The sequence below is a fragment of the Veillonella parvula genome (assembly GCF_018366295.1).
Lineage (GTDB): Bacteria > Bacillota > Negativicutes > Veillonellales > Veillonellaceae > Veillonella > Veillonella parvula_P.
Window position 1 is genome coordinate 13,130 of record NZ_JAGZIJ010000009.1, and the last position, 14,459, is coordinate 27,588.

The 14,459-nt window shown below is 41.7% G+C and carries 14 protein-coding genes; all 14 read left to right on the plus strand.

Annotated elements, in window-relative coordinates; translation table 11 throughout:
* The first annotated feature begins 210 nt into the window (after positions 1-210).
* A complete protein-coding gene (gene ilvD, locus KHY58_RS08155; RefSeq protein ID WP_278472960.1) occupies positions 211-1,881 on the plus strand; it encodes a dihydroxy-acid dehydratase in 1,671 nt (556 codons plus the stop codon).
* Positions 1,882-1,923: 42 nt separating this feature from the next.
* Positions 1,924-3,147 carry a threonine ammonia-lyase gene (ilvA, locus tag KHY58_RS08160; RefSeq protein ID WP_004695204.1) on the plus strand — a complete coding sequence of 408 codons (1,224 nt, stop codon included), beginning with the start codon at positions 1,924-1,926 and terminating at the stop codon, positions 3,145-3,147.
* A gap of 18 nt (positions 3,148-3,165) precedes the next feature.
* A complete protein-coding gene (gene ilvB / locus KHY58_RS08165) occupies positions 3,166-4,875 on the plus strand; it encodes a biosynthetic-type acetolactate synthase large subunit (protein ID WP_278472963.1) in 1,710 nt (569 codons plus the stop codon).
* On the plus strand, positions 4,875-5,363 hold the full coding sequence (ilvN, locus tag KHY58_RS08170) for an acetolactate synthase small subunit (RefSeq protein WP_004695208.1): 489 nt from the start codon (positions 4,875-4,877) through the stop codon (positions 5,361-5,363). The genes ilvB and ilvN overlap by 1 nt, the downstream gene beginning before the upstream one ends.
* 11 nt (positions 5,364-5,374) lie before the next feature.
* On the plus strand, positions 5,375-6,160 hold the full coding sequence (locus KHY58_RS08175) for an ABC transporter ATP-binding protein (protein ID WP_021148490.1): 786 nt from the start codon (positions 5,375-5,377) through the stop codon (positions 6,158-6,160).
* A 141-nt stretch (positions 6,161-6,301) separates the two neighbouring features.
* Positions 6,302-7,309, plus strand: a complete 1,008-nt coding sequence (ilvC, locus tag KHY58_RS08180; protein ID WP_004695212.1) for a ketol-acid reductoisomerase — start codon at positions 6,302-6,304, stop codon at positions 7,307-7,309.
* Between the two features lie 173 nt (positions 7,310-7,482).
* A complete protein-coding gene (locus KHY58_RS08185) occupies positions 7,483-7,944 on the plus strand; it encodes a DUF3290 family protein (RefSeq protein WP_021148487.1) in 462 nt (153 codons plus the stop codon).
* Between the two features lie 12 nt (positions 7,945-7,956).
* A complete protein-coding gene (locus KHY58_RS08190) occupies positions 7,957-8,676 on the plus strand; it encodes a DUF421 domain-containing protein (protein WP_004695216.1) in 720 nt (239 codons plus the stop codon).
* A gap of 120 nt (positions 8,677-8,796) precedes the next feature.
* Positions 8,797-10,524: a TIGR03960 family B12-binding radical SAM protein gene (locus tag KHY58_RS08195; RefSeq protein WP_278472965.1), complete on the plus strand. Its 1,728-nt coding sequence runs from the start codon at positions 8,797-8,799 to the stop codon at positions 10,522-10,524.
* A 9-nt stretch (positions 10,525-10,533) separates the two neighbouring features.
* Entirely contained in the window at positions 10,534-11,388 is an 855-nt protein-coding gene (locus KHY58_RS08200) for a polyphenol oxidase family protein (protein ID WP_278472966.1), read from the plus strand.
* Between the two features lie 175 nt (positions 11,389-11,563).
* Positions 11,564-12,250, plus strand: coding sequence for a YggS family pyridoxal phosphate-dependent enzyme (locus KHY58_RS08205; RefSeq protein ID WP_004695221.1), 687 nt, complete (start codon positions 11,564-11,566; stop codon positions 12,248-12,250).
* A gap of 53 nt (positions 12,251-12,303) precedes the next feature.
* Positions 12,304-12,801: a cell division protein SepF gene (locus KHY58_RS08210; RefSeq protein ID WP_004695224.1), complete on the plus strand. Its 498-nt coding sequence runs from the start codon at positions 12,304-12,306 to the stop codon at positions 12,799-12,801.
* A gap of 26 nt (positions 12,802-12,827) precedes the next feature.
* Positions 12,828-13,622, plus strand: coding sequence for a pyrroline-5-carboxylate reductase (gene proC, locus KHY58_RS08215; protein ID WP_278472968.1), 795 nt, complete (start codon positions 12,828-12,830; stop codon positions 13,620-13,622).
* A 2-nt stretch (positions 13,623-13,624) separates the two neighbouring features.
* Positions 13,625-14,410, plus strand: a complete 786-nt coding sequence (locus KHY58_RS08220; RefSeq protein ID WP_004695229.1) for an RNA-binding protein — start codon at positions 13,625-13,627, stop codon at positions 14,408-14,410.
* Positions 14,411-14,459 lie beyond the last annotated feature (49 nt).

Sequence of the window (14,459 nt, forward strand, 5' to 3'; positions counted from 1 at the left end):
TTTAATATACAATCAATAAGATTTGACTATATGGTTTGTTTCTTATGTGTATATTTTCCAAGGGGTACATAGGATTATTTATGTATATAGGAATTCTGTAAACAAAAGGAATATCATTTGTAAACTTTTAAGACGATTCATTGGAATCGTCTTTTTTTATGCGTCGTGAAAGCTGTCCAAGTGGATGCTTTCAAAAGTGAGGAGATTAACATGAGTTGTAGAAGTGACAATTTGAAAACAGGCGTAGCACGTGCACCACACAGATCTTTACTAAAAGCTCTAGGTTTTGTTGATGAAGAAATGGGTAGACCAGTCATCGGTATTGCCAATTCTTTCAATGAAATCATCCCTGGTCACGTAGGCCTGAAAAATATTGTACAAGCCGTAAAAGACGGTATCCGCAACGCAGGTGGTGTGCCAATTGAGTTCAATACTATCGGTATTTGTGATGGTTTGGCAATGAACCATATCGGCATGAAATACTCCTTAGTTACACGTAATATCATTGCAGATTCCATCGAAGCTACTGCTATGGCTACACCATTCGATGCGATGGTATTCATTCCAAACTGTGATAAGGTAGTGCCAGGCATGTTGATTGCAGCTGCGCGCCTTAATATCCCATCTGTATTCGTGTCTGGTGGGGCTATGCTCGCTGGTGTACATAAAGGTAAAAAGATTGGTTTGTCCGACGTATTCGAGGCCGTAGGTAAACATCAAACTGGTGAAATGGATGATGCTGAGCTAGCCGATATCGAAAATACGGCATGTCCTACATGTGGCTCTTGCTCTGGTATGTATACGGCAAATACAATGAACTGTTTAACAGAAGCTCTCGGTATGGGCCTTCCTGGCAATGGTACAATCCCAGCGGTATATTCTGAACGTTTGCGCTTAGCAAAATTAGCGGGTATGCAAGCGGTAGAGGTATTAAAAGCAAACCTTCGACCTAAAGATATTATGACTCGTGAAGCCTTTGAAAATGCGGTAGCTCTTGATATGGCTTTGGGTGGCTCCTCTAATACGGCGCTTCATTTACCGGCTATTGCTCACGAAGCAGGTGTGCCATTATCCTTAGACGATTTCGATCGCAGCGCCCAAAATACACCTCAATTATCTAAATTATCTCCATCTGGCGTATATTTCATTGAAGACTTGTACGCTGCAGGTGGTGTATCTGCCGTGTTGAAACGTTTAGCAGAAAATGGTCGCCTTCATACAGATTGCAAAACTGTTGCTCTTAAAACACAAGGTGAAATTGCAGCGGCCGCTCATGTTGTGGATGAAGATGTTATCCATCCATGGGATAATCCAGTACATGAAACTGGTGGTATTGCGGTTCTCAAAGGTAACCTTGCTGTAGACGGTTCCGTTGTAAAAGCCGGTGCTGTAGATGCAGATATGCTTGTTCACTCTGGTCCAGCAAAGGTATTCAACAGCGAAGAAGAAGCGGTTGAAGCTATCACGGGCGGTAAAATTGTAAAAGGTGATGTTGTAGTTATCCGCTACGAAGGCCCTAAAGGCGGTCCTGGTATGCGTGAAATGTTGACTCCAACATCTATGATTGCCGGTATGGGTCTAGATAAAGATGTAGCATTGTTGACAGATGGACGCTTCTCTGGTGCGACTCGTGGTGCATCGATCGGACATGTATCTCCAGAAGCAGCTGCAGGCGGTACCATTGCCATCGTTGAAGATGGTGATATTATCAACATCGATATTCCAAACGGTAAATTGGAACTAGCTGTATCTGATGATGAAATCGCTCGTCGTAAAGCTGCATTGAAACCATTCAAATCCAATGTAACTGGATATCTTAAAAAATACGCTCTTCACGTATCCTCTGCTGCACAAGGTGCTATCGAAGTATTTGAAGACTAATACTCGACTTTCATTTAATACTAACTAGAGGAGACCGTGTATATGTATAAGTTATATGATTTTATGGAGGCTCGTGAGCGCTTGAGCACAATCACTGTGAAAACGAAGTTACTTCATAGTGATGTGTTTTCTGACGAGTGTGGCAATGATGTATACATCAAGCCAGAAAACTTGCAAATAACAGGCTCATTTAAGGTTCGTGGAGCTTATAATAAAATTGCAAAACTAACAGAAGAGGAAAAGGCGCGCGGTGTTATCGCTGCGTCTGCCGGTAATCATGCACAAGGCGTGGCCCTTGCTGCGAAACGTCTTGGTATTAAAGCGACTATTGTCATGCCGAAACACACGCCTCTTATCAAGGTGAATGCTACAAAACAATACGGTGCAGATGTTGTACTATTCGGAGAGATTTATGACGAAGCCTATCAAAAGGCGATGGAGTTGCAAAAAGAACACGGCTATGTGTTCGTTCATCCGTTTAATGATGAAGATGTCATCGAAGGGCAAGGTACAATTGCCCTTGAGGTTCTTGATGAATTGCCTGATGCGAATATTTTGCTCGTTCCTGTTGGGGGCGGTGGTATCGTATCTGGTATTGCGGCAGCGGCAAAGTTAAAAAATCCGCGCGTTAAGATTATCGGTGTAGAACCAGAAGGTGCAGCGAGTGCTCTAGCTGCCTTAAAGGCTGATCATCCGGTACCACTCGATGAAGTGGCGACGATTGCAGATGGTACGGCAGTACGCCAAATTGGAGAAACTACATTAGAATATATCAAACAATATGTAGATGAAATTATTACCGTTTCTGATTATGAATTGATGGAAGCATTTTTATTGCTTGTTGAAAAACATAAGTTAGTAGCAGAAAATTCCGGTATTTTACCACTTGCTGGTCTTAAGAAATTAGAGTGCCGCGATAAAAAGGTGGTAGCTATCGTCAGCGGTGGTAATATCGACGTACTTACTATATCGTCCATGATTAATAAAGGTCTCGTATTGCGTGGTCGTATCTTTACCTTCTCCGTTAATCTTCCTGATAAACCAGGCCAGTTAGTGGCTGTATCTCAAATGTTAGCCGATGCAGATGCAAATGTTATTAAACTTGACCATAATCAGTTCAAAAACCTTGACCGTTTCCATGAAGTGGAATTGCAAGTAACGGTAGAAACAAATGGTGAAGAGCATATCCAACACATTATTGATACTTTCAAACATAATGGTTACATTATTAAACGATTAAATTCCAGCGAGATTTTATCTGAATAGCTGGTTGAAAGGGTTCCTATGAGCGCAGAAACAATCAATGGGGCACGCATTGTCCTTGAAACATTGCATCGCCTTGGTGTAACCGATATGTTCGGTTATCCAGGTGGTGCGGTAATTCCAATTTATGATGAAATATATAGCTTCCCTGAAATTAAACATTACTTTGTTCGTCATGAACAAGGTGCTGCACATGCAGCAGATGGTTATGCTCGCGTATCTGGTCGCGTAGGTGTATGTCTTGCTACGTCTGGTCCTGGTGCAACGAATCTTGTAACAGGTATTATGACTGCGTACATGGATTCCGTACCTATGGTGGCCATTACAGGTCAGGTTGGCCGGCCCTTTATCGGTAAGGACTCTTTTCAAGAGGCGGATATCCAAGGTATTACGATGCCTATAACCAAGCATAACTATCTTGTTCAAGATATTCATGATTTGCCTCGTATCATTAAAGAGGCGTATTTTATTGCTGGTACAGGTCGCCCAGGCCCTGTACTCATCGATATTCCCAAGGATATTCAAACAGAAAAAATATCCATGGCGGAATACAACAAATTGTACGAAGTACCTATTCATCTTGAAGGCTATGATCCAACCTATAAAGGTCATCAAGGTCAAATCAAAAAAGCAGCTACTCTCATCAAAAACTCAAAGCGCCCACTTATCATTGCTGGGGCAGGTGTATTGAAGTCTGGCGCTATGGATGAGCTTAAAGAATTAGCTGAAAAGGCTCAAATCCCGGTGACGAATACATTAGTTGGTCTTGGTGGCTTCCCAGGAGATCACGAATTGGCTCTTGGCATGGTTGGTATGCACGGTTCTGTAGCCGCTAATAATAGTACAGATGAGGCAGATCTCGTGATTGCTGCAGGAATTCGTTTCCATGACCGCATCACAGGCCATCCAGATTTCTTCTGTAAAAAAGCTAAAATTATTCATATCGATATCGACCCAGCTGAAATTGATAAGAATGTTACAATCAACGTGCCTATCGTAGGGGATTTAAAACAGGTATTAACGGAGCTTAATGCTCTTGTAGAACCTACAACGCATGAAGCGTGGCTTGAGCAAATCCGAGAATGGCAAGCGGAATACCCTATGGTAATTCCTGAGTCTAAAAATGGTGTATTGCATGCACAATATGTGTTATCTGAGCTTAATAAGATTGCCAAGGAAGATGCCATAATCGTAAGTGACGTCGGTCAACATCAAATGTGGGCGGCTCAATTCTTAACTCATAAAAAACCTCATACTATTGTTACCTCTGGCGGTGCGGGTACCATGGGGTATGGCTTGCCGGCGGCTATTGGGGCTCAAGTAGGGGCGCCTAAGAAGCAAGTTATCCTTGTTGTCGGTGATGGCGGGTTCCAAATGACTTGTGAAGAGCTCATGATGGTTCGCCAATATAATTTGCCAATCAAGATTGTTATTATTAACAACGGCTATCTTGGTATGGTTCGTCAATGGCAAGAAATCTTCAATGATAGACGCTACTCCTATGTGGACCTAGAAGTGAGTCCGAACTTCGTGAAACTCGCAGATGCATTTGACCTAAAAGCAGCTCGTCTAGATAATGTTGAAACTTTCAACAAAGAATTTAAATCATACATTACATCGGATGAAAGCATTGTCTTGGATTGTCGCGTTGAACGAGAGGATAATGTATTGCCAATGATCCCAGCAGGCGGCACGATAAGCGGTATGATGGGTAAGAAAGGGGTGCTATAATGGCGAAAGAACATCAAGTCTTAATCATTGCAAAAAATGCACCGGGTATTGGTACACGTATTTTGGCACTCTTTAACCGTCGTGGCTTTAACGTTACAAAAATGACATCTGGCATTACAAATCAGCCAGGTTATGCACGTATTACTATTACTGTAGAGGCCGATGATCGAATTCTCGATCAAGTGCAAAAACAAATCTACAAGCTCATCGATGTTGTTAAGGTTAAAGTGTTTGAAGATCATGATGTGGTATGCCGTGAGTTAATGCTTATTAAGGTAAAAGCATCTGCTTCTACAAGATCACAAATTGTACAGATTGCCGATGTATATCGTGGTAATGTGTTAGATATTTCTCCTACATCTATGATCATTGAAGTCATTGGCAGTGTAGAAAAATTACGTGGCTTCATTCAAATTATGGAAACCTATGGTATTCTTGAAATTGCCAAAACAGGTATCACCGCTATGAGTCGCGGAGAAAAAATGTAGGAGCTGATAACGTGGGGCGTGAATTACTCCATTATGAAAATGTCTGCTTTCGCCGTGATGGTAGACCTATTTTAGATAATGTAAATTGGCATATAGAGAACGGTGAACATTGGGCCTTATTAGGGCTTAATGGGGCTGGTAAATCAACGCTACTCAGCATGATACCTGCTTATCAAATTCCCACAACGGGTACTTTGCGTGTGTTTGGTAAGGAATTTGGTAAATATGCGTGGCCCAAAATCAAGGCTAGACTAGGATTTGTTAGCTCTGCGCTTGGACAATTTCAGTCAACCTTGGATAAACAAGTCGTTGAAGATATCGTTATTTCTGGTGCATTTAGTAGCATTGGTATATACCAAGAGGTAGCACCTGAGGTGCGCCAACGAGGTATGCAATTATTATCTGAATTTGGACTAGACTATTTGGAAGGTCATCGTTTTCGCACCTTATCTGCTGGCGAACAGCGCCGGGTATTGTTAGCGAGGTCTATTATGGCAAATCCAGAATTATTGATTTTGGATGAGCCTTGCTCTGGTTTGGACTTACCAGCGAGGGAGCAGTTTTTACGCACCGTATCCACTTTGGTAGCTGAGCAGCAGACACCGATTATCTATGTGTCACATCAAATTGAAGAGATACTATCGTTTATTACTCATGTAGCTATCTTGCGAGAGGGTAAGATGATTCATGCAGGTCCTAAACACAAGGTACTAACTGATGATATTTTATCTGATGTCTTTGGACTTTCCGTACAAGTTGTATGGAAAGATGATCGTCCATGGGTGATGGTTCGGTAGTTATCAAATTTTTTTATCAGAGGCTTAAAACTTGGCTTACTGATACTAAATTAATGTACGCCACATCTTGCAAAAATTTGTTAGATTGTGTACAGTATATATAATCTATATTCTATTGAATATGTTTGGAGGTTGTCTAATATGGCAGGTAAAATTTTAGGTACTACAGTTTATTATGATGCAGATTGTAATTTAAGCAAATTGGAAGGCAAAAAAATTACAGTGTTAGGTTACGGTTCCCAAGGTCATGCTCATGCATTGAACTTGAAAGAAAATGGTATGGACGTAACAATTGGGCTTCGCGGTGGTTCTTCTAGCTGGAAAGCTGCTGAAGAAGCAGGTCTTACAGTAAAAGAAACTGCAGAAGCCGTTAAAGGCGCTGATATCGTTATGGTATTGATTCCAGACGAATTGCAAGCAGACGTATATGCACAAGATATTGCTCCAAACTTGAAACAAGGTGCGTACTTGGCATTCGCTCATGGCTTTAACATTCACTTTGGTAAAATCGTACCTCGTGAAGACATCAATGTATTCATGGTAGCTCCTAAAGGTCCTGGTCATTTAGTTCGTCGTACATACCAAGAAGGTTCCGGCGTTCCTTGTTTGTACGCTGTAGAAAAAGACCCATCTGGCGATACTGAAGAAGTGGCATTAGCATGGGCTTCTGGTATCGGTGGTGGCCGTTCTGGTATTTTGGAAACTAACTTCAAATCCGAAACTGAAACTGACCTCTTTGGTGAACAAGCTGTATTGTGCGGTGGTGTTACTGAGTTGATTAAAACTGGCTTTGAAGTATTAACTGAAGCTGGTTATGAACCTGTTAACGCTTACTTCGAATGCTTGCATGAAATGAAATTAATCGTAGATCTTATCTACGAAGGTGGCTTCCAAAAAATGCGCCACTCCATCTCCAACACTGCTGAATACGGCGATTACCATGCAGGTCCTCGCGTAATCACTGCAGATACTAAAAAAGCTATGGAACAAATCTTGGCGGATATTCAATCTGGTAAATTTGCTGATGAATTCTTAGCAGATTCCAAAAATGGTCAAAAATTCCTTAAAGAACATCGCGAAGCAGCTGCTAATCATCCAATTGAACCAGTTGGCGCAGAACTTCGCAACTTGATGAGCTGGTTAAAATAAGAGTATTATTTAGGTAATCTTTTGTGAGATTATATGCTTATTAAAAGCGACCCCGTAAGGGGTCGCTATTTTTTATCTTTTCTTACATTATTTTGGGCCATCTTGACGATTACATCGAAAATATTGGAATCAAATATGGTATAATAAAAAGTAATATTTGAAAGGAGTGTAGCATGGATTTTTACACATTAGCCTATGTTGAAAGTCAGGCTGTAATAGGTCAAACTTGGGGCTTTATTATAATTGTAGCTGTTCTGTTAGCATTACTCATTTTGGGAGTACAAGTATTGCGAAATGGTTTTACTAGTCGCTATCGTGACCTGATGATTATATTGTCTTTAATCGTAGTGTTCTTCTTAGGGCTTGAATACCAAGAGTATAATCGGATGAAAACCTATTCTGAGGACTCCTCTCGTATGGCTCAATTTTTACATTCTTTTAGTTCAGATCGTTCCGTACCGAGCGACCAATTGGCGGTTAACTCCTTAAAGATTCGTAATGGTATGATTTTAAAAGTAAGTGATGCTTACTATGAGGTTCAATTTAATCCAGAATTTTCAACCTATACTATTACACGTGTTTATAAGGTAAGTCCTATAGATCGAATTCATGATAAAGCGGACACATTACCATAAGGAGGACCACATATGACAGAAGCTATGGCCGTCTATGGGATGGTCTTTGCAAAACTCGCCATCGGTCTCTTGGCGATTATTCTACAAATCAATTTAATGGGTAAGGGCAATTTAGCCCCAACCTCTGCTTTAGACCAATTGCAAAACTACGTACTTGGTGGTATTATCGGTGCCATTATTTACAATGATCAAATTGGCATTTTACAGTTTATGTTAGTTCTTATTTTATGGACTATCCTCGTAATGACTCTTAAGTTTTTAAAAGGGAATCTTCGTATTTTTAAAGCAATTCTTGATGGTCATCCAGTTATAGTAATCGAAAAAGGTCATATTCTAACAGAAGAATGTATGCGTTATGGTATACAAGCGGCTGAACTTAAATTAAAACTTCGTGCTGCCGGTGTTCAATATGTTACGGATGTTAAGCGTGCCGTATTGGAGCAAAACGGTCAGCTCAACGTGGTTCAATTCGGTGAAGATAATATCCGATTTGATCTTATCGATGATGGACAAATTAATCAGTTTACCCTCGATGTAATTGAAAAAGATAGAGATTGGCTTGAACAAGAAATCCAAGCTCAAGGATACTCTGTTAAGGACATATATATTGCAGAATATAAAGATGGAAAAGTTGTTGTATATCCTTATGAAAGAAAACATCGCCCACAAATTGTAAGCACTCTTAAAAGTAAGACCGCTCATACTAAGGATAAATTGAAATCTAAATTGTAATATCTATTGGTTTTTTATTATAGGCGAAATTAGTATTATGTAATTTTATAGATGTACAAATGATATGTAAAGTGTTATTAAGCCCACTATTCGTAGTGGGCTTATATAGAAAGGAAATTAGTGAATCGTAAAGATTTAATTGATCGATTACAAGAATTATATAAAGATGAAGACAGTCGGGTAACAGTAAATCCTCATGCAGGGCAAAAAGTAGCTATCGTTTATCCGAATACATACTTTGTGGGCATGAGTAATCTTGGACTTCATATCATTTATGAGGAAATCAATTTACGAAATGATAGCGTCTGCGAACGAATCTTCTTGCCTGAGAAAAAGGAATTAGAAGCTTACGATAAGACTAAGACTCCGCTTATGAGCGTTGAAACACAAAGGCCTATGCATCAATTTGATGTAGTTGCTTTTGATGTCACCTTCGAAATGGATTATTTCCATATTCCTTTGATGTTGCGCCATGGCCGTGTACCTATCATGGGAAAAGACCGTACCGAATTTGACCCTATCGTTATTGCAGGGGGCCCTTGTGCGACCTTTAACCCTGAGCCTTTTGCCGACTTTATCGATGCTTTTATCATCGGTGAAGGGGAAGGCATCGTCAGTCGCGTCCTAGATATCATTCGAGATGGGAAAATGGAGGGTCTAGATCGCCATGCTATTTTACGTCAGTTAGCGGATATATCGGGCGTATATGTACCATCCTTGTATGTGCCTATCTATAGCGAGGACGGTAAATTCAAAGGCTATGATATTACAGAGGGCGTACCTAAGAGGATTAAACGTCACTTTGAAATGCTTACTAGCGGTGGTGAAACGGTAGTGGCTACGAATTATACTGAATTTGGCGCTATGTATATCATCGAAGTAGCCCGTGGTTGTGGTCGTCACTGTCGCTTCTGTATGGCTGGGTATTGTTTCCGTGTACCTCGTGTACGTCCTTTAGACATTTTGAAAGAAGGCGTAGAGCGCGCAGAAAAGCTAGGTAAAAAGGTGGGCCTCATGGGCGCTGCTATTTCTGATTATCCTGAGGTAGACGAACTAGTTAATTATATTCGCTCTAAAGATATGCGTTACTCTTGTGCATCCTTGCGTGCTGACTCGTTAACACAAGCCGTGGTGGATGGACTAGCGGACAGTGGACAAAAGACGATTACCATTGCCCCAGAAACGGGTAGTGAACGGTTGCGTCGCGTCATTAACAAGGGTATCAGTGAAGAGCATTTACAAAATGCAGCTACCTTATCTGCAAAGTCAGGTATTCAGCATATGCGCTTATATATTATGATTGGACTGCCAACGGAAACCGATGAAGACATTGAGGCTATTGTAGGACTTGCGGAAAGAACGCAAGCTCATATGGAAAAAGTAGGTTGTAAAGGTCGTTTAACGCTCAGCATTAATCCGTTTATTCCGAAACCTTTTACCCCGTTCCAATGGATGGCCATGGACAATCAAAAAACGGTGGAGAAAAAATTACAATATATAAAAAAAGCGTTGCAAAAGAATCGCCGCATTGAGGTTCTTGTAGAGTCCCCTAAAGAGGCATATATTCAAGGGGTTCTTGCTCGTGGAGATCGTCGTTTAGGTGCTGTTATTGCAGCGTGTGCAGCCGATCGAGGTAGTAAATCTTTTAAGCCTGAAATGAAGGCGGCTGGACTAGATATGGACGATATGAACTATCGCGAACGCAGTTTTGATGAATTCTTGCCGTGGAGCCATTTAGATATGGGCATGGACGAGGGTTATCTCGAAATGGAATGGAAACGATCCATCGATGAAGCCTATACACCGCCATGCACACAAGGGTGTAAACGATGCGGTGTTTGTAAATAGGAGGAATTGATGAATCAATCGGTAAAGTGTATAGATGTGAAAGGTCCCTATGGAACGTGGTCTTATGAGGCCCCGAGTTGGGCTGATCAATTCCCTATTAGTATGGGAGATACATATCGTCATGGAGGTGTATCTAGTGCCCCTTATGAGTCCCTAAATCTAGCCTTTCATGTAGGGGATGAAGCTCAGAAAGTACGAGAAAATCGAGCTATTATTGCGAAATATTTAGGTGTTGAACCAAACCGTATTTCTTGTGGCAATCAAGTCCATGGTTTAAAGGCTGTAGAAATCACAGAAGACCTTATTGGGGCCGGTGCTTTTGGAGAAGATACGGCCATCGATGATTGTGATGCAGTATTTACAAATCTACCTCATGTGCCATTATTTCTGTTCACTGCAGATTGCGTTGGCGTAGGCATTTACGATGCCAAACATCATGCGATTGCAACGGCACATGCAGGTTGGCGTGGTGCCATTGGCCGCTTACCAGTACTTACTATTGAGGCCATGAAAGAGGCTTATGGGACCGAGTTCAAAGATTGCTATATATATCTTGGGCCTAGTATTGGACCTGAGTCCTTTGAAGTAGATGTAGAACTAGGTAAACGCTTTGAATTAGCCTGGAGAGATATGACAGACCGAGATTCATCTGATGTTGTCAATTATTCTGCTGATAAATTGGACAAGGCTTATATCAATTTATGGAACTTTATTGGTGAGGATCTCGTTGTAAATGGCGTTCCTCCAGAGAACATCACGATTGGTGGTACCGATAGTGTAACGGAAGTAGATTGTTATTCCTATCGTCGAGAGGGAGGTCGAACCGGTCGTATGGCCTTATTTGCGATGTTACAAGACCGATAAAATTTGACTTTCACAGGAATCATAATAAAGTATGATATTTTAAGTATATACATGATTGGATTTGTGTAGGGGATAGCCTTAAATCATGTACATTTGACCTTAAATACTATATAATAGAATAGTCTATACAAATATATTTGATGATTATGATATATAGATTGAAGGGGGCATTCACGTGATTGAAGAATCCCTACACGCTATACAGCAGCGCATGGCCGATGCTATGGCGCGCGTTGGTCGCGTAGATACAGCATTATTAGTGGCGGTTACAAAAAACCACCCTGTGTCGGCTGTGGAAGAGGTCGCACGGCTCGGTGTTACTCATGTAGGGGAAAATCGAGTACAAGAGGCCAAAGAAAAACAGCTAACCTATAAGGGGCCACAATTAACATGGCATTTGATTGGTCATTTACAGGTCAATAAGGTGCGTCAAGCGGTTCCTATGTTTGATTTAATTCATTCTGTAGATAGCCGTAAATTATTAGATGAAATCGAAAAGGTTGCTGCAAAGCACGACAAGATACAAGATGTATTACTGCAAGTCAATGTGGCCCGCGAAGCTTCTAAAACGGGAATGACCGTTGAAGAGTTTCCAGAAATACGAGATTATGCAAAAACATTGCCTCATGTACGCGTAAGGGGCTTGATGTGTATGGCGCCATTTTTCGATGATCCACAGGAAGCTCGTCCAATCTTTCGCGTAGCGAATGCCTTGTTTGAGGATATGAAACGCTACTTTGAAGAAGGGCAGATTCAATATTTATCTATGGGGATGACTCACGACTTTGAGGTCGCTTTGGAAGAAGGGGCTAACATCGTTCGTGTAGGCACAGCAATTTTTGGGGAACGTGTATATTATTAAGGTTCGGGTTACCTGATAATCGGAAGCGTTAATTGTATTAGGAGGAAATCCAAATGGCATTGGGAGATTATTTAGACAAAGCAAAAAACTTATTCTTAGGCAGAACTGATGATGACTATGAATATGATGATTACGAATACGAAGATGAAGAGGAATACGAAGCTGAACCTACCCCAGTAGCAACAGCGGCTCCCGTGTCCGGCGCATCTGAATTTCATCCACGCAAGGTAGGAGGCCAATCTACGATGACACAACGTCCAACAGCTATGAAAGTAGTTGTAATTGAACCAAAAGTATTTGAAGATTCTGAAAATATTACACATCAATTGCGCGACATGCGTCCTGTATTGATTAATTTTGAAAATACAGACCCTCATGAAGCAGCTCGTATTGTAGATTTCGTATCTGGTGCGACCTATGCATTGGATGGCAAATTGGAAAAAGTAGGTAAAGACATTTTTATGTGTGTACCTGTAAATATTTCCATTGATTATAATGACAATGAAAGCAACACAACTGAGCAAAACGAATATTCTTGGGAAAACAAATAATCTCTCTATAAATGGTGGTGATAACTATGTTAGGTAAAACCCTATGTATAGGCGTTGGCTCAATGGGGGGCGCTCTATTGCGCGGTGCATTACAGCATGGTGTGTTGAAAGCCTGTGATACACACATTCTAGTGCGTCGCGAAGAACAATGTAAGGCTCTTGCAGAGGAGCTTGGTGTAGTAGGTTTTACTACATTGCCTAATGTAAACGAGTACAACACTATTCTATTGGCTGTAAAACCACAAGTGTTACCATCTGTGTTAGAGACTTTAAAAGAAGTACCTTATGGGACTGTTATGATTTCCGTTGCCGCAGGCGTCACATTAGATACTCTTGATGCGGCGATTCCACAAGCTAACTGGTTTAGAGCTATGCCAAATACACCGGCTTCTATCGGTGCTGGCATGACGGCACTTGCTGGAGATGATGTGAATACTGACCTAGGGCGTACTGTACGAGCCTTATTTGAGGCTGTAGGCGAAGTAGCAGTGGTGAGCGAAGCCGATTTAGATCGCTTAGGTGCACTATCTGGTGCGGGCCCTGGCTATATGTTTGTCATTCTTGATGCCTTAGCTGATGCGGGTGTTCGCATTGGTTTGCCACGTCAGTTGGCTATAAAAGCAGCGGCTCAAACGATGTACGGCGCTGGTAAGATGGCTCTTGAAAGTGGCAATCATCCAGCGGTACTACGAGATCAGGTGACAAGCCCTGGTGGCACTACCATTGCTGGTATTGGTGCTATGGAAAAAGGCGGACTTCGCAGTGCTCTCCAAGATGGCGTAGTAGCATGTCTTGCTCGGTCGAATGAGTTGGGGAAATAATTTTGGCAGATACTAGTAAATTAATACGATATTTCGAGGCTAGTGGCAGTGGCGAGGAAGCTCGTCGCATGCTAGATTTGGCTGAGCAGGTTGTAAAAGGTCGTCCCTATCGTGTGGCGGACTTTACGAGTCCTGCAGGCCTTGTTATTGCAGATGCTATCAAGGCTAATTACCCACAGTTAACAGTTAAAACTGATGGTGGCTATGAAGGGGCGGAACGCATTCGTATCGCTTTCGTAGACAGCGACTTTAACGGTACTGTGGATATGGGCATTCGCGCCCTTAAGGTGAATTGGGACCCTCGGTTCCGATTGCTCACTCATCGCGATGTGCTTGGCTCCTTAATGGGCCTAGGCATTGATCGCTCCAAATTTGGGGATGTTATCGTCCAACAAGGGGGCGCTCAGATTATGGTGGATGAAAGCGTGGCTGATTTCGTAATTCAAAACTTTACGAAAATTGCTATGGTTTCCGTATCTGTAGAGGCTATTGAGTTATCAGATATAGCACCAAAAGAAGAAAAAATTAAAGAAGTCCGCACTACCGTTGCTTCTTTGCGCTTAGATGCGGTAGCCAGCTCTGGCTTTAGTGTATCGCGCACTAAACTAGTGAGTGCTATCAATGCGGGCTTATTACAAGTAAACTGGCAACCAGCTAAGGGGGCATCCCAAGAAGTTAAAGAAGGGGATGTCATATCCATGCGTGGTCGTGGCCGAATGAAGGTAGAAGCTATTACAGGTACCTCTCGTAAAGGGCGTATCGGCGTATACCTGAAACGATTTATGTAGGCAGTTGAAAATCGGCTTGACCATCAAGCCGATTTTTTTATATATAGTA

What these genes read in the sequence shown, in the direction of transcription:
- ilvD (WP_278472960.1), top strand. Translation starts at nt 211, where the DNA reads ATGAGTTGTAGAAGTGACAATTTGAAAACAGGCGTAGCACGTGCACCA.
- ilvA (WP_004695204.1), top strand. Translation starts at nt 1,924, where the DNA reads ATGTATAAGTTATATGATTTTATGGAGGCTCGTGAGCGCTTGAGCACA.
- ilvB (WP_278472963.1), top strand. Translation starts at nt 3,166, where the DNA reads ATGAGCGCAGAAACAATCAATGGGGCACGCATTGTCCTTGAAACATTG.
- ilvN (WP_004695208.1), top strand. Translation starts at nt 4,875, where the DNA reads ATGGCGAAAGAACATCAAGTCTTAATCATTGCAAAAAATGCACCGGGT.
- ilvC (WP_004695212.1), top strand. Translation starts at nt 6,302, where the DNA reads ATGGCAGGTAAAATTTTAGGTACTACAGTTTATTATGATGCAGATTGT.
- KHY58_RS08185 (WP_021148487.1), top strand. Translation starts at nt 7,483, where the DNA reads ATGGATTTTTACACATTAGCCTATGTTGAAAGTCAGGCTGTAATAGGT.
- KHY58_RS08190 (WP_004695216.1), top strand. Translation starts at nt 7,957, where the DNA reads ATGACAGAAGCTATGGCCGTCTATGGGATGGTCTTTGCAAAACTCGCC.
- KHY58_RS08200 (WP_278472966.1), top strand. Translation starts at nt 10,534, where the DNA reads ATGAATCAATCGGTAAAGTGTATAGATGTGAAAGGTCCCTATGGAACG.
- KHY58_RS08210 (WP_004695224.1), top strand. Translation starts at nt 12,304, where the DNA reads ATGGCATTGGGAGATTATTTAGACAAAGCAAAAAACTTATTCTTAGGC.
- proC (WP_278472968.1), top strand. Translation starts at nt 12,828, where the DNA reads ATGTTAGGTAAAACCCTATGTATAGGCGTTGGCTCAATGGGGGGCGCT.